General features: G+C 72.0%; 20 protein-coding genes and 4 pseudogenes. 12 read left to right on the top strand and 12 right to left on the bottom strand.

Annotated elements, in window-relative coordinates; translation table 11 throughout:
• A pseudogene (locus AB7J25_RS07840) lies at positions 1–332 on the bottom strand (dihydrolipoamide dehydrogenase); the annotation flags it as partial.
• A 638-nt stretch (positions 333–970) separates the two neighbouring features.
• Here AB7J25_RS07840 and AB7J25_RS07835 point away from each other — a divergent pair.
• A complete protein-coding gene (locus tag AB7J25_RS07835) occupies positions 971–1,774 on the top strand; it encodes a GntR family transcriptional regulator (RefSeq protein ID WP_428506590.1) in 804 nt (267 codons plus the stop codon).
• A gap of 647 nt (positions 1,775–2,421) precedes the next feature.
• On the opposite strand, the pseudogene AB7J25_RS07830 reads toward AB7J25_RS07835, so the two are convergent.
• Positions 2,422–3,523 (bottom strand): annotated as a pseudogene (locus AB7J25_RS07830) (thiamine pyrophosphate-dependent enzyme); the annotation flags it as partial.
• Positions 3,524–3,625: 102 nt separating this feature from the next.
• Here AB7J25_RS07830 and AB7J25_RS07825 point away from each other — a divergent pair.
• The gene (locus tag AB7J25_RS07825; protein ID WP_428506588.1) at positions 3,626–5,146 is read left to right on the top strand and encodes a catalase; all 1,521 of its coding nucleotides are present in this window, start codon (positions 3,626–3,628) and stop codon (positions 5,144–5,146) included.
• Between the two features lie 157 nt (positions 5,147–5,303).
• Here AB7J25_RS07825 and AB7J25_RS07820 read toward each other — a convergent pair.
• The 5 genes and pseudogenes from AB7J25_RS07820 to AB7J25_RS07800 all read right to left on the bottom strand — a co-directional run.
• Positions 5,304–5,537: pseudogene (locus tag AB7J25_RS07820) on the bottom strand (5'/3'-nucleotidase SurE); the annotation flags it as partial.
• Positions 5,538–5,571: 34 nt separating this feature from the next.
• Positions 5,572–5,676, bottom strand: a pseudogene (locus AB7J25_RS07815) (5'/3'-nucleotidase SurE); the annotation flags it as partial.
• Between the two features lie 39 nt (positions 5,677–5,715).
• Positions 5,716–5,862: a hypothetical protein gene (locus tag AB7J25_RS07810; RefSeq protein ID WP_428502867.1), complete on the bottom strand. Its 147-nt coding sequence runs from the start codon at positions 5,860–5,862 to the stop codon at positions 5,716–5,718.
• Between the two features lie 55 nt (positions 5,863–5,917).
• On the bottom strand, positions 5,918–6,175 hold the full coding sequence (locus tag AB7J25_RS07805; protein ID WP_428502866.1) for a DUF7218 family protein: 258 nt from the start codon (positions 6,173–6,175) through the stop codon (positions 5,918–5,920).
• Positions 6,176–6,263: 88 nt separating this feature from the next.
• Positions 6,264–6,470, bottom strand: coding sequence for a hypothetical protein (locus AB7J25_RS07800; RefSeq protein ID WP_428506586.1), 207 nt, complete (start codon positions 6,468–6,470; stop codon positions 6,264–6,266).
• Between the two features lie 217 nt (positions 6,471–6,687).
• Here AB7J25_RS07800 and AB7J25_RS07795 point away from each other — a divergent pair, with 217 nt between their 5' ends.
• Positions 6,688–6,924, top strand: coding sequence for a DUF397 domain-containing protein (locus AB7J25_RS07795; protein WP_428502865.1), 237 nt, complete (start codon positions 6,688–6,690; stop codon positions 6,922–6,924).
• Positions 6,925–6,996: 72 nt separating this feature from the next.
• Positions 6,997–7,866 carry a helix-turn-helix domain-containing protein gene (locus tag AB7J25_RS07790; protein WP_428506584.1) on the top strand — a complete coding sequence of 290 codons (870 nt, stop codon included), beginning with the start codon at positions 6,997–6,999 and terminating at the stop codon, positions 7,864–7,866.
• Between the two features lie 6 nt (positions 7,867–7,872).
• On the opposite strand, the gene AB7J25_RS07785 is transcribed toward AB7J25_RS07790, so the two are convergent.
• Genes AB7J25_RS07785 through AB7J25_RS07775 form a run of 3 tightly spaced genes read right to left on the bottom strand, consistent with a single transcriptional unit; the run spans position 7,873 to position 10,666 of the window.
• Positions 7,873–8,700 carry an SAM-dependent methyltransferase gene (locus AB7J25_RS07785; protein ID WP_428506582.1) on the bottom strand — a complete coding sequence of 276 codons (828 nt, stop codon included), beginning with the start codon at positions 8,698–8,700 and terminating at the stop codon, positions 7,873–7,875.
• A gap of 54 nt (positions 8,701–8,754) precedes the next feature.
• Positions 8,755–9,651, bottom strand: a complete 897-nt coding sequence (locus tag AB7J25_RS07780; RefSeq protein ID WP_428506580.1) for a carbohydrate kinase family protein — start codon at positions 9,649–9,651, stop codon at positions 8,755–8,757.
• A 25-nt stretch (positions 9,652–9,676) separates the two neighbouring features.
• Positions 9,677–10,666 carry an LLM class flavin-dependent oxidoreductase gene (locus AB7J25_RS07775; RefSeq protein ID WP_428506578.1) on the bottom strand — a complete coding sequence of 330 codons (990 nt, stop codon included), beginning with the start codon at positions 10,664–10,666 and terminating at the stop codon, positions 9,677–9,679.
• Positions 10,667–10,884: 218 nt separating this feature from the next.
• On the opposite strand from AB7J25_RS07775, the gene AB7J25_RS07770 reads away from it, so the two are divergent.
• The 3 genes from AB7J25_RS07770 to AB7J25_RS07760 all read left to right on the top strand — a co-directional run bounded on the left by AB7J25_RS07770 (position 10,885) and on the right by AB7J25_RS07760 (position 14,767).
• A complete protein-coding gene (locus AB7J25_RS07770) occupies positions 10,885–12,846 on the top strand; it encodes an acetoacetate--CoA ligase (protein ID WP_428506576.1) in 1,962 nt (653 codons plus the stop codon).
• A gap of 16 nt (positions 12,847–12,862) precedes the next feature.
• A complete protein-coding gene (locus AB7J25_RS07765; RefSeq protein WP_428506575.1) occupies positions 12,863–13,633 on the top strand; it encodes an LLM class flavin-dependent oxidoreductase in 771 nt (256 codons plus the stop codon).
• A gap of 138 nt (positions 13,634–13,771) precedes the next feature.
• Positions 13,772–14,767, top strand: a complete 996-nt coding sequence (locus AB7J25_RS07760) for an amidohydrolase family protein (RefSeq protein ID WP_428506573.1) — start codon at positions 13,772–13,774, stop codon at positions 14,765–14,767.
• A gap of 18 nt (positions 14,768–14,785) precedes the next feature.
• Here AB7J25_RS07760 and AB7J25_RS07755 read toward each other — a convergent pair whose 3' ends face one another.
• Positions 14,786–15,841, bottom strand: coding sequence for a zinc-binding dehydrogenase (locus AB7J25_RS07755; protein WP_428506571.1), 1,056 nt, complete (start codon positions 15,839–15,841; stop codon positions 14,786–14,788).
• 82 nt (positions 15,842–15,923) lie between these two features.
• On the opposite strand from AB7J25_RS07755, the gene AB7J25_RS07750 reads away from it, so the two are divergent.
• Positions 15,924–17,180, top strand: a complete 1,257-nt coding sequence (locus tag AB7J25_RS07750) for a TetR family transcriptional regulator (protein ID WP_428506569.1) — start codon at positions 15,924–15,926, stop codon at positions 17,178–17,180.
• Between the two features lie 17 nt (positions 17,181–17,197).
• Here AB7J25_RS07750 and AB7J25_RS07745 read toward each other — a convergent pair whose 3' ends face one another.
• Entirely contained in the window at positions 17,198–18,139 is a 942-nt protein-coding gene (locus tag AB7J25_RS07745; RefSeq protein ID WP_428506567.1) for a fumarylacetoacetate hydrolase family protein, read from the bottom strand.
• A gap of 121 nt (positions 18,140–18,260) precedes the next feature.
• Between AB7J25_RS07745 and AB7J25_RS07740 the strand changes: the two genes are divergently transcribed.
• From AB7J25_RS07740 to AB7J25_RS07725, 4 genes are read left to right on the top strand one after another with little or no spacing between them, the layout of a single operon-like run.
• Positions 18,261–19,172 (top strand): AtaL-like protein, encoded by a 912-nt coding sequence (locus AB7J25_RS07740; protein WP_428506565.1) that lies wholly within the window; start codon positions 18,261–18,263, stop codon positions 19,170–19,172.
• The gene (locus AB7J25_RS07735) at positions 19,169–19,918 is read left to right on the top strand and encodes an SDR family NAD(P)-dependent oxidoreductase (protein WP_428506563.1); all 750 of its coding nucleotides are present in this window, start codon (positions 19,169–19,171) and stop codon (positions 19,916–19,918) included. Before AB7J25_RS07740 ends, AB7J25_RS07735 begins: the two co-directional genes overlap by 4 nt.
• A gap of 2 nt (positions 19,919–19,920) precedes the next feature.
• Complete coding sequence (locus AB7J25_RS07730) at positions 19,921–20,994, top strand: extradiol ring-cleavage dioxygenase (RefSeq protein WP_428506561.1); 1,074 nt, start codon at positions 19,921–19,923, stop codon at positions 20,992–20,994.
• Complete coding sequence (locus AB7J25_RS07725) at positions 20,991–21,893, top strand: VOC family protein (RefSeq protein ID WP_428506559.1); 903 nt, start codon at positions 20,991–20,993, stop codon at positions 21,891–21,893. Before AB7J25_RS07730 ends, AB7J25_RS07725 begins: the two co-directional genes overlap by 4 nt.
• The last annotated feature ends 143 nt before the right edge of the window (positions 21,894–22,036 follow it).

The following is a 22,036-nucleotide window of genomic DNA, read 5'->3' as shown; positions in this document are numbered from 1 at the left end:
TCGAACTTCGGGAAGAACAGCTCGTCGGAGAACCAGCGCATCCGGTCGAGCTCCTCGGCGGCCTCGGAGAACAGGTGGTGCGGCACGCACGCCTGGTGCGGGCACGACCCGCCGAGGAACGGCCAGGCGTCGATGATCAGCGGTCGCCCGCCCATCGCCCTCATGTACGCCGCGCCGAACCGGCCACCCGCGCCACCGCCCACGAAGATCGCGTCGTAGGGCTCGGGGTCGTCGACCAGGTTCACCAGGGGCTCGGAACCCGGCTCTGTCAGGCTTCGGTCGATCAGCTCCATCCACTCGCCGAGGTTGAGGTGCTGGTTCCGGATGTCCACGTCGTCGCCCTCCGTCGCGTCTGGTGGACCGACGGTAGGTGCGCACCGCCCGGCCTGGCTTCCCGCGTACGGCTGACGTTCGTCTGATTCGTTGTCGGCAGCGGATAAACGTCAAGCGCGCTGCGCTCACACCGCCGGGCGGGCCCGCCCCAGCGGATCCGTCGCGTGCTCGTGGTGGTAAGCGGCGACGACCGCGTCCCTCCTGCTCGCGACGCCGAGCTTGACGAAGTGCCGCGCAGGTGGGTCTTCACGGTGTTGACCGCGACACCGAGGTCGGCATACCGGCCACTGGCGGCCCGCCGGGGAGCGCGGAGATCGATCCGGCCCAGCACCTCCCGCTGCCGGCCCTCGACCCCGGCCACCGACCCGAGCGCGATGAGCGGCATCTCCGGCCCGAGCACGGCACCGAAGGCGAGCGTGCCGATCGCCGCGAGCATGATGCTTGGCGCGCGCGAGACCGGCGCGGCCGCGCCCGCGAGGCGTGAAGACCCTGTCCTCCACCGGCGCGGGTCGACTTCCCCCGATCGAGGTGATCGGGACCGGGACGAACCGACCGCGGTGATCGTCCGCGACCCGAGGTGGGCCGTATGGTCGAGAGATCGCTTGCCCTTCGATCGAAATGACCGTACATTGCGGGCGTGGCTCCCGAGACCGGTCCCGGACCGTCGACGCTGCTGCGGCGGCCGGGCCGGCTGCTGTGGGAGCAGCTGCTCGACGACCTGCGCCGCCGCCTCGACGCGGACGAGTTCACCGAGGGCTTCCCCGGCGAGCTCGCCCTGGCACAGGAGTACGACGTCAGCAGGCACACCGTCCGGCAGGCGGTGAAGGTCCTGCGCGACGAGGGCCGGGTCGTCGGCTCCCGGGGGCGACCGTCGCGGCGGGCCGCGCCGGCGGAGACCGTCCAGCGGCTCGGGGCGCTCTACAGCCTCTACCGTTCGGTCCGCGCGATGGGCCTGGAGCAGCGCAGCGAGGTACGGGCCCTGGACGTGCGCGCCGACGGGGTGATCGCCACGCGGCTCGGGCTCGAGGAGTCCACCCCGCTGGTCTACCTGGAGCGGTTGCGGTTCGCCGGTGGCGAGCCGCTGGCGCTGGACCGGGTCTGGCTTCCGCACGACCTTGCCGCCCCGCTGCTCGGGGCGGACTTCACCCACGGAGCCCTCTACGAGCGCTACGCCGAGCTCTGCGGCGTCGTTCTCACCGGCGGTGAGGAGACGATCCAGCCGATCCTGCCGACGCCCGCCGAGCACCGGCTGCTCGGCGGCAGCCCGGCGACGGCGGCGTTCTCCATCCGCCGCCTCGGTACAGCCAAGGGACGGCCCGTCGAGTGGCGCCACACGCTGGTGCGGGGGGACCGCTTCGTCCTGCGGGCGGACTTCGACCGCCGCGACGGCTACCAGCTCGACCTGCTCGGCTCGCCGGACCGGTGCGATCCGCGGCGGTGACACCGCGGCGGTGACACCCTGGCGCTGGCACAGCGGCGCTGGCACCGGTGGCACCGCGGCGCTGGCACCGCGGCGCCGCCGGGCGCGCGACCCGCTCCGGCGCCGTGCCCGGGGTGCGGTCGGGTCTCCGCGGCGCGCTGTGACGCAGCCCGGCGGCCGGTCCCGGGTGGCCCACCCCGGCGGCCGCGCGGGCCGTCCGTCAGCCCCGCCGGCCAGCCCCGCCCGCCCCGGCAGCCGCCAGTCCCCGGTGGCCGCCCGGACCGGCTGCCCGGCGAGCGGTGGGCGGCCCGGTCCTCGCAGCCTGAGCGCATGCCTCGCAGGGGCTGCGGCGCCTGCGAGGGGTGGTTCGGTGCTGCGAGGTGCACCGCGGCTCTGCGAGGCTGGTCGCCGTGCGGCTGGTGGCGGTGCGGGCTGCTGTCCCGGGGGCGGGCCGGGGCTCCGGCGAACCGGCAACCCCCGCCCGCCCGGCGGCCCCCCGGCGGCGGCTGAGCGCGAGGTCCGCGCCGGGGGGCAGCTCGACCGCTGCGGAGGGGTCGACGGCGGCGGTGTGGCCGGTCGTGTCGGTCACGGTGTGGGTGCCCCTCGTCCGGGTCGGTGCCTCACCTCAGCGCGGTCCGTGAAGCGCCCACAACGGCCGGCTGCGACGGTCAGGACCGCCCCGGCAGGGCCTCCTGCAGTGTGGTCTTCGCGCCCCGCACGACGAGATGCACCGCGTCCGGGTCGCCCTTGAGCACCGCCTGCGCCGCGGAGCGCATCTGCTCGAAGGTGGCGTGCGGCGGGATCGGCGGGACGTCGGGGTCGCACGCGATGTCGAGCACGACGGGCCGGTCCGCGCCGAGCGCCCGGTCCCAGGCGGGTCCCAGCTGGTCGGGGGCGGTGACGGTGACCGCGTCCAGCCCGGCGGCGCGCGCCACGTCGGCGTAGGAGATGTCGGGCAGCACCTGGGACTGCTCGAACTTCGGCGCGCCGCCCATCGCCCGCAGCTCCCAGGTGACCTGGGAGAGGTCGTTGTTGTGCAGCACGGCGACGATGCATCGCGGATCGGACCAGCCCGATGCGTACCGCGCGATCGTGAGCAGCTCGGCCATGCCGTTCCTCTGCATGGCGCCGTCCCCGGTGACGGCGATCGCGGGCCGGTCCGGGTGGGCGGACTTGGCCCCGATCGCGTACGGGACCGCGGGCCCCATCGTGGCGAGCGTGCCCGACAGCGTGCAGCGCACGTCGCCGCGGACCCGCAGGTGGCGGGCGTATCAGTTGACCATGGAGCCGGCGTCGGTGGTGACCATCGCGTGAACGCGTGCGCCGGCGAGGGTGTACGGCTCGACCTGCAGGTCGCTCGGGATGATCACCGCGGTCGGGGCACGGCGGGTGGCGCGGTGCGCATCGCGCGGTCGAGCGAGAGGGGCAGCTGCTCGGCGACGTTGACCTCCACCAGGTACGCGCTCGCGACGTCGCCGAACAGGTTCTGCAGTCCACCTCCTGCTGGTAGGCCCCGCCCATTGCCGTGCGCGCGGTCCGCCCGACGATCGCGACCACCGGTACGTGGTCGAGATTGGCGTCGTAGAGGCCGTTGAGCAGGTGGATCGCCCCCGGCCCGGATGTCGCCATGCACACCCCGACCCGGTCGGAGAACTTCGCGCACCCGACCGCGGCCAGCGCCGACATCTCCTCGTGGCGGGACTGGACGAACCGCGGCCGGTCGCCCGCCTTCCCGAACGCGGCGACGAGCCCGTTGATCCCGTCGCCGGGATGGTTGCCCCGGCTCGTCGCGGGAATGTGGCCGGCCGGACCGGGTTTTCCGACGCCGCCACGCGGGCAGTCCCGGAGTCCCGAACGCCGAGAGGGGAGACCATGACCGAGCCGAGGATCCACACCACCACCGATGCCGGGATCCCGGTCGAGAGCGACGAGCACTCGCTGACCGTCGGTCCGGGCGGCCCGATCCTGCTGCAGGACAGCTATCTGATCGAGCAGATGGCCCAGTTCAACCGCGAGCGCATTCCCGAGCGCCAGCCGCACGCCAAGGGCAGCGGGGCGTTCGGGCACTTCGAGGTGACCGCCGACGTGAGCGCGTACACGTGCGCGGGGCTCTTCCAGCCCGGGGCCACGACGCAGCTCGCGATCCGGTTCTCGACCGTGGCGGGGGAGCGGGGCAGCCCGGACACCTGGCGCGACCCGCGCGGGTTCGCGATCAAGTTCTACACCGACGACGGCAACTACGACATGGTCGGCAACAACACGCCGGTGTTCTTCGTGAAGGACCCGATGAAGTTCCAGCACTTCATCCGGTCGCAGAAGCGCCGCGCCGACTCGAACCTGCGCGACCACGACATGCAGTGGGACTTCTGGACGCTCTCGCCGGAGTCCGCCCACCAGGTCACCTGGCTGATGGGCGACCGCGGCATCCCGCGGACGTGGCGGCACATGAACGGCTACACGTCCCACACGTACATGTGGATCAACGCCGCGGGCGAGGAGTCCTGGGTCAAGTACACGTTCAAGACCGACCAGGGCGCGCAGTTCTTCACCCAGGACGAGGCCGACCAGATGGCCGCGGTGGACACCGACTACCACACCCGTGACCTGTTCGAGCACATCCGCGACGGCGACCACCCCAGCTGGACGCTGTACGTGCAGGTCATGCCGTTCGAGGACGCCAAGACCTACCGGTTCAACCCCTTCGACCTGACGAAGGTGTGGCCGCACGGCGACTACCCGCTGATCGAGGTCGGGCGGATGACCCTGGACCGCAACCCGACCGACAACCACACCGAGATCGAGCAGCTCGCGTTCCAGCCCAACAACCTCGTCCCGGGGATCGGCCCGAGCCCGGACCGGATGCTGCTGGCCCGGCTGTTCTCCTACGCCGACGCGCACCGTGCCCGGCTGGGGGCGAACTACCAGCAGATCCCGGTCAACGCCCCGGTCTGCCCGGTGCACTCGTACTCGAAGGACGGGGCGATGCGGATGCAGAAGGTCGCCGACCCGGTGTACGCGCCGAACTCCCACGGCGGCCCGGCCGCGGACACCGGCCGCTTCCCGCGGGTGCCGAGCTGGTACGCCGACGGCGACATCATGCGCACCGCCTACGTCGACCACGCCGAGGACGACGACTGGGGCCAGGCCGGGACGCTCGTCCGCGAGGTGCTGGACGAGGCGGCGCGGCACCGGCTCGTCGACAACGTCGTCGGGCACCTGCTGAACGGGGTGAGCGAGCCCGTGCTGGAGCGGGCGTTCGCGTACTGGCGCAACGTCGACGAGACGGTGGGGGAGCAGATCGAGGAGGGCGTGCGCGCGAAGTCGGGGGAGATGGACCCGAAGGCGGCCGAGCAGGCCAACCCGGCGCGCCGGTCCATGCAGGCCAAGGCCTGATGTTGAGGCTTGACGTCGGGGCCCGGCTACGGGGGCGGGCTACCGGCGTCGGTCCCGGCGGCAACACGGTGCCGGCCGGGGCGTCGCGCAGCAGCTCCAGCACCCGCTCGATCAGCGGCAGCGCGGTCCTCCGGTCCCATCCGCCGGTCGGGTGGAGCGCGACGTCCAGGGAGACGGCGAGCCCGCTGACACCCAGGACGGCCGCCGTGAGGGCCGCCCCGACCGTGCCCGAGTGCAGCACCGCGCGCCCGACGTTGGCGCCGTGGTTGATCCCGGAGAGCACCAGGTCGGGCGCCGGATCGAGCCAGCCGCGCAGGCTGCCGAGCACGATGTGGCCGGGCGTCGCGGACACCGCGTAGGCCGGCGCGCCGGGCAGGCCAGGGATCTCCACGCGCGTCCACCGGGGTGCGCCCGTGCGGGTGCGAGGCGGTGATCGCCGCGCTCGCACCGCTCGACTGGTCGGCAGGGGCGGCCACGACGACGTCGAGGCCGGCATCCTGGGCGGTCCGGCCCAGAACGGCCAGCCCCGGTGAGTCGACGCCCGTCGTCGTTGGTGACGAGAGCGCGGCTCACTCGGCGTCCTCGTCGGCCATCGGGGCGACCACGACAGGTCCATGATCGCCGGGATCGCCCCGGCGCTGCCCCACCGTCGCGCAGCGCCGCGTCCGCCGCTCGTCGGACAGGTCCACGGCGACCGGGCACCCGTTCTCGAACACGGGTACGCGCTGCTCTCCGGTGGTGAGTGGGGCCGTGCCTGGAGGCCGTCGAGACTCAGTGGTGGCGCAGTGCGTCGATCAGCTCGGACTTCGACATGGCGGACCGCCCCGCGAGGCCGACCTTCTTCGCCCGCTCGTAGAGCTCGTCGCGGCTCATGTCCTCGTAGCTGCCGGAGCGGCCGCCGCGGCGGGAGACCGTCGAGCGGCCCTCGGCGGCTGCCGCGTTGGCGATGCGGGCCGCCTTCTCCTTCGACGCCCCCTGCTCGCGAACCTTCTCGTACGTCTTCTCGTCCTTGATGCTCGGTTCGGGCACCGCGCGTCTCCTCGTTCGGTAGGACCTGCGTGCCCGTCGGTTCCCCCGGGCTCGCGGCCGGCAAACGCGCGGCAGGTACCGCGGGCCGTCAGGCGCGGCGCCTGCCCTGCTGCCCCGCGCCGTGGGATGGGGACTCGGCGGCCCGGCAGTCCGGGCACGGCGCACCGTTCGGCGCGACCATCGGCGCGGCGGTCACGATGTGCCCGCACAGCGCCGGGTACCGACCGGTCGTGGCCGACCCGCTGCACAGCTCGACGTCGCTGACGGTGTGGGTGCGTCCGTCGTCCGCACACATGACGGCGACGTGCAGGGGTGCGTCCTCGGCGGGAGAGGGTGCCGGCGCGCGCTGGCTCCCGGACCGTCCCCGACCGACCATCGTGTTCTGCCTCCCCGTGCTCAGCTCTATTGTGCGCTAGATCGACTTGCATCTGCAAGAACAGATGAAACATCATCGGCAAGAACATCCGCGACGCGGGCGCGGATACGCGACCGACGGACGGCCGGGGGGACCCATGGAGCAGCAGACCGCGGTCTCGTCCTCGCCGTCAGGGGTCGAGCGGTGGCGCAAGGCGACGGCGAGCAACGCGACGGGAAGCTGTGTCGAGCTGGGCGCGTGCGACGGCGGCATTGCGATGCGCAACTCCCGCGATCCGGACGGGCCGGCGTTGGTCTACACGCGCGAGGAGATCGCGGCCTTCATCCACGGCGTCAAGTGCGGTGAGTTCGACGACCTGATCGCTCCGTCGTAGGGAGCGCGACACGTCGCCCGGCGGCGCTATGCTGAGACGCCGTACCGACAGCCGAGACCCCGAGGAGCAGGCGTGCGCGAGCCGCCCAGAATCCAGGGTGGGGTCACCGTCACCAGGATGATGCTCGGCGCCGAGCTGCGACGTCTCCGCGAGGAAGCGGGCGTGACCCCGCAGCAGGCCGCGGCCCACATCCGAGCATCCCACGCGAAGATCAGCCGGATCGAGCTGGGTCGGGTGGGGTTCAAGTCCAACGACGTCGCCGACCTGCTCACGCTGTACGGCGTCACCGACGAGCGCGACCAGGCCGCCTACCTGGCGCTCGTCGACCGGGCGAACGCCCGGGGCTGGTGGAGCCAGGACAACGACATCATCGCGAACTGGTTCGAGATGTACCTGCGACTCGAGCAGGAAGCGAGCGTGATCCGCTCCTACGAGGTGCAGTTCATCCACGGCCTGCTGCAGACGGAGGACTACGCGCGGGCCATCATCCGCACCCGCTTCTCGGCCGAGCCGGACTACGAGGTCGACCGCCGGGTGCACCTGCGTCTCAACCGGCAGAAGATCCTCGCCCAGCCGGGCGGACCGACGCTGTGGGCCATCACCGACGAGGCCGCCCTCATGCGCGCGGCAGGCCCGCGCTCCGTGATGCGGAGCCAGATCGAGCACCTGCTGGAGATGTCGGAGCGGTCCAACGTCGTGGTGCAGTTGCTGCCGTTTCGCGCCGGTGGGCACGCCGCGGGCGGGGGCCCGTTCACCATCCTCCGGTTCGCGGTCTCCGAGCTGCCCGACATCGTCTACCTCGAGCAGCTCAACAGCGCCGTCTACATCGACAAGCGGTCCGAGGTGGAGGAGTACCTCTGGATCATGGAACGGCTGACCGTGCAGGCCGAGACGCCGGTGCAGACGCGGGTCCGCCTGCGCAGCATCCTCAAGGACGTCTGACGCGACCTACGCGGGCTTGCGGCCGATCCCGCCCGCGTAGAGCGTGTGGGTCGGGCTGTTCGTCAACGTCTGCTCGTCGGGCATCCAGTCGTTGGCGTAGACCACACCGGGCTCGACCAGCTCCAGCCCCTCGAAGAGCTCCAGGTGCTCGGCCCAGGTCCGGAACCGGCCGGTGCCGAGGCCACCCTTGAGGAAGGCGTTCTCGAGCTCCTTCGCGCGCGGCTCGTCGTCGTCGAGGAAGTTGCTGAACAGGACGTAGGAACCGGGGGAGAGCCGGTCGCGGATGGCCTGCGCCACCGAGGTGGCCGTCTCGTCGTCGAAGTGGTGCAGGATGCTGGCGGCGATCACCGCGAACGGCTCGTCCAGATCGATCATGGCCTTGAGCTCGGGGTTGTCGAAGACCGTCTCGAGCCGGGTGGCGTCGGCCTGGATGACCGTCGTCGTGGTGTCGTTGGCCAGCAGCGCCCGGCCGTGGGCCAGCACGATGGGATCGATGTCGACGTAGACCACCCGGACGGTCGGGTCCACCTCGTGGGCGAGCTCGTGCACGTTGCCCTCGGTCGGCAGGCCCGAGCCGAGATCGATGATCTGCCGGATCCCGGCCTCGTCGACCAGCCACCGGATCGCCCGTCGCAGCATCGAGCGGTTGTCCTTGGCGAGCTGGCTCGTCTCCGGGACGGCGGCGAACAGGGCCTCGCTCACCCGGCGGTCGATCGCGAAGTGCTGCTTCCCGCCGAGCACGTAGTCGTAGACGCGCGCGATCGACGGAACCGTCGGGTCGATCTCGACGGGCAGGTCGCGTCGATCGACGGTGTCGAGCCCATCGCCGCGCACTGCACGATCGTCTTGCGACACGGATCCTCCCGACCTGTTGCTCACTCGCAGATGCTAATGCCTGGACCGTGGCGATGTGGCCGACGGGCCCGGCGGCGCCGCGATCCGGTGCGGCCCCCCTCGGACGAGCACGTCGGCGGCGCGCAGGCTGCCCCGCTCCGCGCACGAGGCAGGCGGCTGCCTCTGCATCGCCGCCTCGAGGTACCCGGCTGCGAAGGCGTCGCCGGCGCCGGTCGTGTCCGCGACCTGTGGCACCGCGGGCACGGGAACCTCGACGGCCGTCCCCCGCACGCGCAGGAGGACGGGCGCGGGGCCGCGCGTGACGACGACGGTCGGTGCGGGGTCGGCGAGGCCGGCGAAGCGGGTGTCGGCCGCCACCGCCTCGTTGGCGAACACGACGTCGGGGGCGACCCGGTCGAGCACGTCCCGGAGCCCGTGCGCGCCAAGTCGCCCGAGTACCGAGGCAGTGGACAGGTCGACGCTGACGCCCGGTCCCGCTTCGTCGCGTCGCAGGACGTCGAGCACGCCGAGCAGCGACGTCCGCGACGGCTCGGTCAGGAAGCCGTAGAGCGGGAGGTGCAGCCACGATGTGTCGGCGAGCCACGCGGGATCGACCGCGCCGAGCTCGGCCGCCGCGGCCCGGTCGGGGATCATCGTCCGCTCGCCGGCCTCGTCGACGATGATCACGATCGTGGCCGTGACGCCCGCCCGTTGGACCCGCACGTCCACACCGCACCGGCGCAGCTCCTCGACCAGGGACCGGCCCGCGGCATCGTCCCCGACGCGGCCGATGAAGCGGACCGGCACCCTGCCGGCGGCGGCCGCGGCGACGTTCGCCCCGCTGCCGCCACGCGTCCTGTGGATCGTGGCCGGATTGTCGTCGCCGCGGGTCAGCGGACCGGCTCGCCGGACGATGATGTCCTCCGCCAGGTCGCCGATGACGGTCAGCACGCCCGACAGTGTCGCCGGACGACGCTCAGCCGGCGTTGACCTTGGGCATGATCTCCTCCGCCAGGCGCTTGAGGTCGTCCATGGTCTTGGCGGTCGGCACGTCCCGGAACGGTGGCCACAGGAGCGGCATCGTCATCCCGGCCTCCCGGTAGCGCTTGAGCATGTCCTCGATCTGCTGGGCGGTGCCCGCGAGCAGGTTCGTGCCCTTTCCGGCCGGGGTCTGGTCCATCGGCTCGTCGGTGATGACGAACCAGATCATGCTGCACATGTCGAAGCCGGCGGGGAGCTCCTTGCCCAGCTCGCCGAGCTCGCGCACGATCTCGCCGCGCCACCTGGCCAGCTCCTCCGGGGTGTCCTGGATCCCGATCCAGCCCTGCAGGCCGTACTTCGCGATGCGCCGCGCCGAGCGCTTCGGGTCCTTCAGGCCGCTGAAGTAGATCGGCGGACCTGGCTTCTGGACGGGCTTGTGGCCGAATCCGCACAGGTCGAAGTCGGCGAACTCGCCGTGGTACTCGAACAGCTCGTTGGTCCAGATGCCCTGCATGATCTCGATCGTCTCGCGCACGTGAGCGTGCCGGCGCGGGAAGAGGTGCGCGACGCTCGCCGCGGCGAACTCCTCCGGCATCCAGCCGGCGCCGACGCCCACGTTGAGCCGCCCGCCCGAGAGGTGGTCCTGGGTGGCGAGCTCCGCGGCGAGCACACCGGGCGCGCGGTACGGCGTGTCGATGATGCTCATCCCGATCCGGACCTTCTGCGTCTTCGCGGCGAGCCACGGGATCAGCGTCATGCCCTGGAACCACTCACCGCGCGAGATCACCGGCATGCCCTTCGGGAACTCGGTCATCATCCCGAACGGGAACTGCAGCTCCGCGCGGTCGGAGGCCTCGGGTACGACGACCCGGTCGAGTGCCCAGACAGAGTCGAAGTCGAGCTCCTCGGCGAGTGCCGTCAGGTCCTCGAGCTCCTTGACGGTCACCTTGTCGCGGAAGTTCGGAAGGTAGAGAGCGAGCTTCATCGGTCGTCCTCCTCGAGGTGTCATCGTCGAGCGGTCCGGCCTCCGGGAGCACAGATCTGGCCGACGCTCCGGCGGACACCGGTTCGCATCGTGCCCCGACCGGCTCGAAACCGGTACCTGTCGGGCGGGGACGGGCGCATCGACATGCTGGTCGCGGGCGCCCACCAGCTCTACGTTGGAGGCACGGACCCCGTCAGCGCTTGCACAGAGAGGTGCAGATGACCGACACGCTCTGGAGCCCGACGGCGGCTCGTATCGAGCGCTCCGCACTGCGGGAGTACCTGAACTGGCTGGAGAAACGCGAGGGGCGGCGGTTCGCCGACCACGACGCCTTCTGGGCCTGGTCGGTCGAGGACCTGGACCGGTTCTGGAGCTCCCTCGTCGACTACTACGAGGTCGACTTCGCCACGCCGTGGACGCAGGTGCGCACCGCCGATCCGATGCCGCACACCCGCTGGTTCAGCGGGGGGCGGCTGAACTGGGCGCAGCACGCACTGCGCAGCGGCGCCGACGGGGCCACCGCGCTGGTGTGCGTCCAGGAGGGTGGCCTGCCCGCACGCGAGATCACCTTCGGTGCCCTGCGCCGGTCGGTCGCGGCGGCAGCCGGCTGGTTGCGCCGGGCGGGCGTGCGTCCCGGCGACCGGGTCTGCGCCTACCTGCCGAACACCGAACACGCGGTGATCGCCTCCCTCGCCGCCGCGGCGGTCGGCGCGGTGTGGGCATGCTGCTCCCCGGACTTCGGCGCCGACGGCACCATCGGCCGCCTCGCGCAGCTCGAGCCCGTCGTGCTCGTCGCGACGGACGGCTACCACTGGAACGGCAAGGAGGTCGACCGCGCCGATGTCGTCGCGCAGCTGCGCGAGAACCTTCCGACGCTGCGGCACGTCGTGCACGTCCCGTACGTCTTCGACCGGCCGCACCCCGACGGCTCGACGCCGTGGGACGAGCTGCTGTCCCACGACGAGCCGCCCGAGTTCGAGCAGGTCGAGTTCTCCCACCCCCTGTGGGTCCTGTTCACCTCCGGCACCACCGGACTACCGAAGGGTCTGGTGCACGGGCACGGGGGCATCACCCTGGAGGGCCTCAAATGGGCCGGGCTCTACGCGGGGATGCGCGCGGGCGAGCGGATGTTCGCCGTCACCTCCACGGGCTGGGCGCTGTGGAACATGCAGATCAACGCGCTCATGCACGGCGCGGGCATCGTGCTGTACGAGGGCAGCCCGGGGTACCCGGCGGGTGCGGTGTGGGAGGTCGCGGCCCGCACCGGCGCCGACGTCATGCTCATCGGCGCCGCGGTGATCACGGCGACGGCCAACACGGGCGTCGTCCCGAAGGGGGAGCACGACCTGAGCAGGCTGCGGCACGTCATGGTCAGCGGCTCGGCACTGCCGCCGGCCGGCTACCACTGGGTGATGGAGAACGTGGGCCCGGACCTGCGCATCGACTCGACCAGCGGCGGCACCGACATCTCCGGCGCGTTCGTCGGGGCGAACGAGTACACCCCCGTGCGGGCGGGCCGCATCGGCGGCAGGCTCGCCGGCGTCGACTGCGCGGCCTGGAACGAGGACGGCGATCCGGTCGTCGACGCGGTGGGCGACCTCGTCGTCACCCAGCCGATGCCCTCGATGCCGGTGTACCTGTGGAACGACCCGGACGCGGTGCGCTACACGGAGTCCTACTTCGACACCTGGCCCGGCGTGTGGCGGCACGGCGACTGGGTGACGGTGCACTCCGACGGCTCGATCTCCATCCACGGCCGTTCGGACTCGACGCTCAACCGGCAGGGCGTCCGCCTCGGCAGCAGCGACTTCTACGACGTGCTCGAGACCCTGCCGGAGATCACCGAGACCCTGGTGATCGGCCTGGAGCTGCCCGACGACGGCTACTGGTTGGGCCTGTTCGTCGTGCCGGCGCAGGGGTACGCGCTGGATGACGAGCTGAAGCAGAAGATCGTCACGACGCTGCGCACGCGGCTCTCACCCCGGCACGTCCCCGACGAGATCCTCGCCGCACCCGCGGTGCCGCACACGCTGACCGGCAAGCGGCTGGAGGTGCCGATCAAGAAGCTGCTCGCCGGCAGGCCGCTGGAGAAGGCGGCCAACGTCGCCTCCGTCGACGACCCCGACGCGCTGCGCTGGTACGCGCGGTTCGCGGCGGACCGGCTGAGCTCCTCGGGCTGACCGTCGGGAGGCGGACGTGCGGTTGGGTGCGACGCTCGCCCACCTGTCCCAGGCGCCGCCGTTCGCGGTCGCGCAGTGGGCGAGGCGCCTGGTGGATGCGGGCTTCGAGAGCCTGTGGACACCGGAGGTGATCGGGCGCGGCAGCCTGGTCCCGGACCCGTTCGTGGTGCTGGCCGCTGCGGCCACGGCCACCGGGGGCGTGGAGGTGGGAACGGCGACCCTGCAGGTCCCGCTGCACCATCCCGCCGACCTCGCCCACCGGATCCTGTCGCTCGCGTCCGTGTGCGGCGACCGCCTGGCCCTCGGCGTCAGCCCCGGGTCGACCGAAGCCGACTTCGCCACCGTCGACCGGGACTACGCCACGCGTTTCCGCACCTTCGACGAGAACCTGGCGCGGCTGCGGGTCCTCCTGGACCGGGGGCTGGACCGGGGGCTGGACCGGGGGCTGGACGAGCGCGCCGACCTCGCCCGTACCGGCGGCAGGCCGCCGCTTCTCCTCGGCTCGTGGGGTGCCAAGGTCGAGCGGGCCGCCCGGGAGTTCGACGGCTGGCTCGCCTCCGGCTACCGGCGCACGCCGGACCAGATCGTCGCCGCCCACGACCGGTACCGGGCTGCCGGTGGCCGGCGGGCGATCGTGTGCGCCATCCGGCTGTCCGGGCGCGCCGACCTCGGACCCACCGGTGAGGTGCTGCACCGCTACGCGGAGGCAGGCTTCGACGACGCCGTCGTCCTGATCGAACCGGGCGGGCCGGATCCGGGGGAGGTGCGGGCGCTCTACCCCGGGTAGCGGGTTGAGGCCATCACCCAGCGCGCGGCCGCTGTAATGGAGAGCTGCTCTGGACCGTTTCGAAGAATTGCGGTTGGATGGTGAGCAGCCGCCGGAGTTTCGGCGTGGAGGCCGGCATAGGCCGAGAGGGAGCGCGCTGTGCCCGATATCCGCGGTGGTCTGATCGATATCCACACCCACGCGATTTCGCCCGATCTCGCCGCCCCCGGTCCGGGGCGTTGGCCGACGGTCGAACGGACGGCGGAGGACCGTGCGGTGATCCTGCTCGACGGGCGCGTGTACCGCGAGATCGACGACCGGTGCTGGTCCGCCGAACGTCGCCTGTCGGACATGGACGCGGAAGGGGTCGGGGCCCAGGTCGTGTCGCCCATCCCCGTGACGCTGGCCTACGACCGGTCCGCCGACGGAGCCGCCGCGCTGGCGATGCAGCAGAACGACTTCCTGGCCGACCTCTGCGCGGCGGCGCCCGAGCGCCTGTTCGCGCTCGGCGCCGTGCCGCTGCAGGATGTCCCCCGTGCCGTCGCCGAGCTGCGCCGCTGTGTCGTTGACCTGGGCTTTCCCGGGGTGGAGATCGGCACCGTTGTCGGCGATCGCGAGCTGGCGGATCCCGCGCTCGACCCGTTCTTCGAGGCCGCCGCCGAGCTGCGGGCGCTCGTGCTCGTGCATCCCGTCGATCAGGTGCTGAGCCCGCGGATCAGGGCGCTGGGTGTGGGATTCGGGCTGGGCATGCCGTCCGAGACCGGGATCGCCGCGGCCGGCCTGCTCGTCGGCCCGGTCCGGCGGCCGGGCGCGTGCGTCTGCCTTGCGCACGGCGGCGGCACGCTGCCGGGGATCCTGCCCCGGCTGGACCGTGGCTCGGCGATGTTCCGCCCGGGCGGGATCCGGCCCTCGGAACGAGCCCGGGAAATGTGGTGCGACTCGCTGACCTACGATTCGGCCAGCCTCGCACTCGCCGTCACCCGATTCGGTGCCGACCATGTGCTGCTCGGCACGGATTACCCGTTCGACGCCCGCGAAATGCCGCCCGGCGCGGTGCTCGCCGAATGCGATGACGCCACCCGGGCCGCAATCGGGCGCGACAATGCGATCGCTGTTCTCGCTGCCGTGCGGCATTCCCTCGGTGTGACGCGCTGAACGCGACGGCGAGCCGCCTCAGGCGCCCGGCTCGCCGACCGTCAGCACCACCCGCCCGATGTTCTGGCCCGCCTCGATGTGGCGGTGTGCCCTGGCGGCCTCGTCCAGCGGCAGGACGGAGTCGATCGGCGGGCGGACGCCCGCGGTCTCCACGAGCTTCCAGAACGCCGCGTGGTCCTGCCCGCTGGCGCTGCGCACCCCGATGAGCCGCTGGCTGAAGGTGTACAGCGCGCGTACGTCCACCTCGACGGTGCCGCCGAACTTCGCCCCGGAGGTGACCACCCGCCCGCGCGGTCCGAGCACGGCCATGCCGAGCGTCCAGAGGGGAGGGGCGGCGAGGTTGTCGATCACGACGTCCACGCCGCGGCCCTCGGTGAGCGCGCGGATCTCCTCGACCGCGTCCGGCGCCGTCGAGTCCACGACGGCGTCGTAGATCCCCAGCCCGGCGATGCGGACGGTCCGCTCGCCACCGCGGGCGGTGCCGAACACGGTCTTGCCCAGCGCCCGCGCCACGACGGCCGCCATCGTCCCCGATGCGGAGCCCGCGCCCTGGATCAGCACGGTGCGCGTGTCGTCGATCCCCGCCGCCCGCAGCTGCGCGTGGGCGAGCGGGCCGTTGACCGCCATCGCCGCGGCCTCGGTCGGGCCGCAGCCCGGCGGCAGCTCGCGGAGGTTCTCCACCGGCACGGTGGTGTACTCCGCGTACGCGCCGGGGCGGGTGACCCCGATGATGTGGAGGCCGCGACAGGCTTCCGAATTCCCCGCGGCGCACATGTCGCACCGCCTGCAGAAGATGGCATTGCGCACCACGACCACCGAGCCGACGGGAAGTGGGGCATCGGTGTCGGGGCCGTAGTCCGTGATAACGCCTGCGTGTTCGGAACCGAGGACGTGGGGAAAGTCGTATCGCGCGAAGGGTACGCGGCCCGCCCGGTTGCTGACATCGAGGAATGCGTTCACCGACACCGCCGAGACGCGGACGAGCGCCTCACCCCTGCCCGGGACGGGGCGGCTGATCTCGGCTGGTTCGAGTACGTCAGGATCACCGTGTCGGCGGATCACCACGGCGTGCATCCGGTCCTCCTCGGCGTTGAAGTGAACACTGGAAACGAACGTTTCCGATGGTAGGGTCCCCCTGTGGAGGTGTCAACGAACGATGAAGGACGCCAACGGCAGGCCACCGCGCGTCCGTGACGCCGCGCGCACGCGCACGGTGATCCTCGAGGGCGCGATGGCGGAGTTCACTGCCAAAGGCTTCGCAGGCGCTCGGATCGACGCGGTGGCCGATCGCGCCGGGGTCAACGTTCGAGCCATCTATCAGCATTTCGAGAGCAAGGCGGCGCTCTTCGACGCCGTGCTCGGCGACAGCGTGCGCAGGCGTCACGAACGGCTGCTGTCCGAAATGGTCGGGCTGATCGATGCGAACGGCCGATTCGCCGAGGTGGTACCGCTTTTCCGTCGCGTTCTCGCGGACAGCCCCGGCTGGGCGCGGTTGATGGCCTGGAAGGAGCTGTCCGAAGACCTCGACGTCGATGTCGCGGACATCTACTCGTCGGCGGACCGGCAGGCCCTCTACCGGCGTGAGATGGCGCTGTTCGACGCGGCCCGCGACCGCGGGTACCTCCCGCCCGGGCTGGACAGCGACCTGCTGCTGCTTGCCCTCACCGCGTTGGCGGCGTTCCCCTGGTTCGTCCGGCCGCTCACGCTGCTGGTGACGGGCCACCCACCGGAGTCGCCCGCGTTCGTCGCCCGCTGGGACGCCTTCCTCCTGGCGCTGGGAAACGCGCTGGTCGGGGGGACGTGCGGCACCTCGGCGGTCGAGCTGGCGGCGGCCGTCCCGGGTGGCGTCGTGGCGCCGCACCTGCACCGCGAACTGCGGATGCTGGCCCGCGCGCTGGACCGGGCCGGGCTCGCCGGGCCGTACGGGCACTGCTCGCTTCGCGCGGACGGGGAACAGGCGCTGGTCACCCCGCCGCATCCGCTGCGGGTCATCGGCTCGCGCGACGGGCTCGTCGTCCCGCTGTCCGGACCCCTGCCCGCGGGCGTGCTGCCCGAGGTGCGACTGGACCGGGCCGTCTATCGCGCGCGTCCGGACGTGGGGGCGATCTGCGTGATCGAGACCCCGGCGGGGATTCCCGCCGACGATCTCCCGTGCGACGACGACGCGGCGCTCGTCGCGCATCTCGGGACGCGCAACGTCGTGGCGCGGCCGGACGGCACGGCCGTCGTGGTGGCCGAGACGCCCGCACGGGCGCTCGTGCTGGCGGTGTTCAGTGCCAAGGAGAGTGCCAAGGAGAGTGCCAAGGAGAGTGGCAAGGAGAGCGCGGGCGACGTCGACTGGGGACATCGCCGCGCCGAACGCATGTGGGAGTACCTGACGGCGGGGGATCCCGAGTCGGGCGAGCCGGTCTGACGGGCCCGCGACGCCGCTCACGCGGTGCGCCGCACCAGCGGCGCGGCTGCCGCGGTCCTGGCGACCACCGGGTTGCGCAACGATCCCAGCCCGTCGATCTCGACCCGCACCACGTCCCCGGGACGGAGGAACTCGGCACGAGGGGCGCCGACGCCCGCCGGCGTGCCCGCCGCGATGACGTCGCCGGGCTCGAGGGTGATGCGGGCGCTCGCCGCTTCCACCAGTTCCCGCCAGCCGACGAGCATCGCCCCGGCCTGCTCGTCCTGCTTGAGCACGTCGTTGACCCACAACCGCAGGCGCTGCGGGTTCGGGTCCGGCAGCAGCCAGCGCGGGGTGACGGCCGGACCCATCGGGCAGAAGGTGTCCTGGGCCTTCGACGCCAGCCAGTCGTAGCGGAAGGCGTCGTGCGGGGCTTCGGTGCGCCGGTGGGGGCCGCGGGCGGACACGTCGTTGACGACCGTGAAGCCCGCGACATGGTCGGCGGCGTCGGCCGCCCTGATCGCGCGCCCGCCGCGTCCGATCACGATGCCGAGCTCGCCCTCCCAGTCCACCCGCTCGTCGCGGTCCGGGTCGATCTCGATGGCCGCGTCCGGCCCGATGATCGTCGTCGTGGGGGGCTTCAGGAAGAACCACGCCTCCCAGCCGGGACTGGGACGGCCCGCGCCCATCTCGGCGACGTGTGAGCCGTAGTTGACGCCGGTGCAGATGACCTTCCTGGGGAACCGCAGCGGAGCCAGCAGCGTCACGTCCGGCACCGCGGGAAGACCGGTCGGGTCCCAGCCCTGCAGCCGCTGCGCCAGCGCGTCCCACTCCGCCATCGCGTCCATCAGGCCGCGGTAGGGCGGACCCGGGACCGCGACGACCGCCCCGTCCGCGTGGCGCAGGGCGCCGAGCGCCTCGACGCCGTCGGCGCTCGTGGTGTCGCGGTAGGTGCAGAGTCCCCAGCCAGCGTCCGTCATGGCCAGCAATGAAGCAGACGTTTCTCTCTGGCGCAAGGCTTGTCAACCAATCTACCTGGGTCTACGTTGTCAGATCAGTGTTCACTGACGTTTTCGCCGCCGGAGCCGAACGGAGTGTTTCATGATCGAGCTCAGCCGAACCGTGCTGGTCAACGACGATCCGGCCGAGCCGCAGCTCGATCGGAGCCAGGTGTGGCAGGGGCTGCTGCTGAAGGCCAACGACGCCCTGCCGTTCGTGCCCCAGATGGACTCCTGCCACGTCCTCGAACGCGGTGACGGCTGGCTGGTCCGCGACATCCTGCTCAAGGGGACGCCCGCACGGGAGCGGGTGACCTTCGAACCGGAGCGTCGGGTCCGCTTCGAGCGCATCCGTGGCGCGGAGCGTGGGACGATCGAGAACGTCATCGACGCCGACGAGCAGGGCCGCCTCACCCTGCGCTTCAGCTTCGCGCTGACCCACGAAGATCTCGTCGACGGCTCCGATGAGGAGCGCGAGCACTTCGCACCGATGGTGCCCGCGTACGAGAACGCCGTGGCCGCGACGCTGGCGGCGGTGCGGCGCACGGCGCGGGAGCAGGGCGACGCGCTGGCGGCGGGTGCCGCCGCGCCCGGCCGCGCCGACGTCCCGGCCTGGATCGTCGCCTACTACGAGGCGGCCGACGGCCTCGACATGGACGGTCTGATGGCGTTGCACACCGAGGACAGCACGGCCACCGTCGCGAACCACCCGACGCTGCGGGGCAAGGACGCGATCCGGGAGGGCATCGGGCAGCTGTGGAGCCTGCTGCGGGCGATGCGGCACACGTTCGTGCGCACCTGGGAGGTCGACGGCGGCCCTGTCGGGACTGTCGGGATCGTCGACGCCCGGGTGACCTACGTGCTGCAGAACGGCCGCGCGGTGACGGTGCCCGTGATGACGATCCTCACCCGCCGCGGCGAGCTCGTCTCGGACCTGCGGTTCTGCATCGACATGGCACCGGTGTTCGCCGCACTCGCGCCCGTGCCCGCCGACGCGGCCGGGGCGCAGGCGTGACCCGCCAGCACGCGGGGCGCACCGCGCTGGTCACCGGGGGCGCGGCCGGGCTGGGGCAGGCCTATGCGCTCCGCCTGGCCGCCGAAGGTGCCCGGGTCGTCGTCGCGGACCTCGTGGCGGCCGACGACACCGTGAAGCAGATCGAGGCGGACGGCGGCGAGGCGATGGGCGTCGAGACCGACGTCGCCGACCCCGACTCGGTCGGGAGGCTCGCCGCGCGCCTCGACGAGCTCGGCGGCGTGGACATCTGCGTCAACAACGCCGGGATCTACCCGTTCGTGCCGTTCGACGACATGACCTTCGACCAGTGGCGGACCCTGATCGCGATCAACCTCGACTCGATGTTCCTGGTGACGAAGGCCGTGCTGCCCGGCCTGCGCGCCAGGGAGTGGGGACGCATCGTCTGCATGAGTTCCACGATGTTCCACGCGGGCGTCCCCGGCGCCGCCCACTACGTCGCGAGCAAGGGCGGGGTGATCGGCCTGGTCCGGGCGTTGGCCCCGGAGCTGGCGCCCAGCGGCACCACGATCAACGCGATCGCGCCGAGTCTCGTGCGCACGCCCGGCACCTCCACCGGCTTCCACGACGAGGCGGGCCTGTTCGATCTCATCTCCGGGATGCAGGCGATCAAGCGCACGCAGGTGCCCGACGACCTGGCGGGCGTGGTGGCGTTCCTGTGCTCCGAGGAGGCGGGGTTCATCACGGGGCAGACCCTCGTCGTCGACGGCGGACTGGTCAGGGTGTAGCGGTGGCGGAGTTCCTCGGGCTGGGCATGACCCACTACCCGCTGCTCGCGGGCCTCGACGCGAACATGGCCGGGCTCCTGCGCTACTCGCTGACCGATCCGGACATCCCGGCGGCGGAGAAGGACCCGGCGGCCTGGCCCGCGTTGATGCAGGCCGAGTGGGGAGACGACGAGGGGCGGTCGTCGGCGGCGGGCCACCGATCCGCGCTGGTGGCGGGCCTGACCCGGGTGCGCGCCACCCTCGACGAGTTCCGCCCCGACCTCGTCGTGGTCTTCGGCGACGACCAGTACGAGAACTTCCGGGAGGAGGTCGTCCCGCCGTTCTGCGTGCTGGCCTACGGCGACATCGAGGTGCCCGCGTTCGCGTACCTCAACGAGCGCGGCATCCCGAACGCCTGGGGGCAACCCGACGACTCCACGGTCCTGCTGCGCGGCGATGCGTCCGCATCCCGGTCGCTCGCCGACGCGCTGATCGCCGACGGCTTCGACATGGCCTACTCCTACCGCAAGCGGGCCGACGCGCACTTCCCGCACGCCATCCTCAACACCCAGCTGTTCCTCGACTACGAGCACGCCGGGCAGAAGCTCCCGTACCCCCTGCTGGCGATCACGGTGAACTGCTACGGGCAGCACGCGATCGCCCGGCGCGGTGGGTGGGCCCGGTTCGCCGAGATCGCCGACGAGCAGCTCGACCCGTCGGGCCCGAAGCCGGCGCGGTGCATCGACCTCGGCGCCGCGATCGTGCGCGCCTACCGCGACACCGACCTGCGCATCGCGGTGGTGGCCAGCTCGAGCTGGTCGCACGCGTTCCTCTGCGACAAGCTCTGGCACCTGCGCCCCGACACCCCCGCCGACCGCCGCCTCTACGAGGCGCTGGTCGCGGGTGATCTCGACATCTGGCGGGCGGTCACGTCCGACGAGATCGTCGATGCGGGCCAGCACGAGATGCTCAACTGGTTCTGCCTGCTCGGCGCGATGGCCGAGGCCGGGCTGCCGCTGCAGTGGTCGGAGCTCGTCGAGAGTGACGTGTTCAACTCCAACAAGTGCTTCGCCGTCTACGCGGAAGGATCACGATGAGTGCCCACCCACCTGCGATCCGCGTGTCGAAGCTCGGCTACGTCGGGTTCGAGACCCCGGACGTCGACCGGCTCGTCGAGTACTACACGACGGTCCTCGACTTCACCGCCGTCGACACCGCGCCCGAAGGCGCGTTCCTCACCACGGGGACCGACCACCACTGCGTCGTCGTGACCCGCGGTGACGCCCGGGGCCGCGCCGTCGTCGGATACGAGATCTGGGAGGACCTGGACTCGGCGCAGCAGCGGCTCAAGGAGGCCGGGTACGAGACGGAGCGGCGCAGCGACATCGGCCCGGGCACCTCCGACGTCCTCGTGCTGGAGGAGCCGGCCACCGGCACCCCGCTGCACCTCATGACCTCGCAGGACCCCAGCGGCGTCGAGGGCTACCCGCCGCTGCGGCCGACCAAGCTCGGCCACGTCGCCGCCTACACGTCCGCACTGAACCCGATGCAGGCCTTCTACCAGGACCTGCTGGGGTTCAAGTGGTCAGACACCGTCGGCGACTTCTTCGTGTTCCTGCGCTGCAACGCCGATCACCACGCGGCCAACTTCATGGCGAGCACGAAGTACCAGGGGATGCACCACATCGCCTACGAGATGCGCGACCCCAACCACCTCATCGCGATGCTCGACCACCTCGCCAAGAACGGCTACCGGCTGCACTGGGGTCCCGGGCGGCACGGGCCCGGGCACAACCTCTTCACCTACCACCGCGACCCGGACGGGCACGTCATCGAGCTGTTCACCCAGATCGACGTGGTGCACGACGAGGCGAAGGGCTACTGGGAGCCCCGCCCGTGGCACGAGGAGTACCCGATGTACCCGAAGACGTGGCAGGTCGACCTGGCGACGGTCAACCAGTGGGGACCGATCGACCCGCCGTCCCTCGACCACTAGGAGGCCGGCGATGCGGCTCGACGGGAAGCGCGTGCTGCTCACCGGCACGGCGGGCGGCTAAGGGGGAAGCGGCCCAGGCGCCGCGCACTCGGCCGCCAAGGGCGGCGTGATCGCGCTGACCCGCACGCTGGCCGCCGAGGGTG

This window comes from Pseudonocardia sp. (assembly GCF_050246655.1).
GTDB lineage: Bacteria > Actinomycetota > Actinomycetes > Mycobacteriales > Pseudonocardiaceae > Pseudonocardia.
The sequence above is the reverse complement of the archived record's forward strand: the minus strand, read 5'-3'. Positions and strand labels throughout refer to the sequence as shown.

Excerpts from the sequence above, each read along its gene's own strand:
- AB7J25_RS07755 (WP_428506571.1), bottom strand. The coding sequence starts at position 15,841 with ATGCACGCCGTGGTGATCCGCCGACACGGTGATCCTGACGTACTCGAA.
- AB7J25_RS07725 (WP_428506559.1), top strand. The coding sequence starts at position 20,991 with ATGAGTGCCCACCCACCTGCGATCCGCGTGTCGAAGCTCGGCTACGTC.
- AB7J25_RS07770 (WP_428506576.1), top strand. The coding sequence starts at position 10,885 with ATGACCGACACGCTCTGGAGCCCGACGGCGGCTCGTATCGAGCGCTCC.
- AB7J25_RS07750 (WP_428506569.1), top strand. The coding sequence starts at position 15,924 with ATGAAGGACGCCAACGGCAGGCCACCGCGCGTCCGTGACGCCGCGCGC.
- AB7J25_RS07775 (WP_428506578.1), bottom strand. The coding sequence starts at position 10,666 with ATGAAGCTCGCTCTCTACCTTCCGAACTTCCGCGACAAGGTGACCGTC.
- AB7J25_RS07745 (WP_428506567.1), bottom strand. The coding sequence starts at position 18,139 with ATGACGGACGCTGGCTGGGGACTCTGCACCTACCGCGACACCACGAGC.
- AB7J25_RS07800 (WP_428506586.1), bottom strand. The coding sequence starts at position 6,470 with ATGTGTGCGGACGACGGACGCACCCACACCGTCAGCGACGTCGAGCTG.
- AB7J25_RS07795 (WP_428502865.1), top strand. The coding sequence starts at position 6,688 with ATGGAGCAGCAGACCGCGGTCTCGTCCTCGCCGTCAGGGGTCGAGCGG.
- AB7J25_RS07825 (WP_428506588.1), top strand. The coding sequence starts at position 3,626 with ATGACCGAGCCGAGGATCCACACCACCACCGATGCCGGGATCCCGGTC.
- AB7J25_RS07740 (WP_428506565.1), top strand. The coding sequence starts at position 18,261 with ATGATCGAGCTCAGCCGAACCGTGCTGGTCAACGACGATCCGGCCGAG.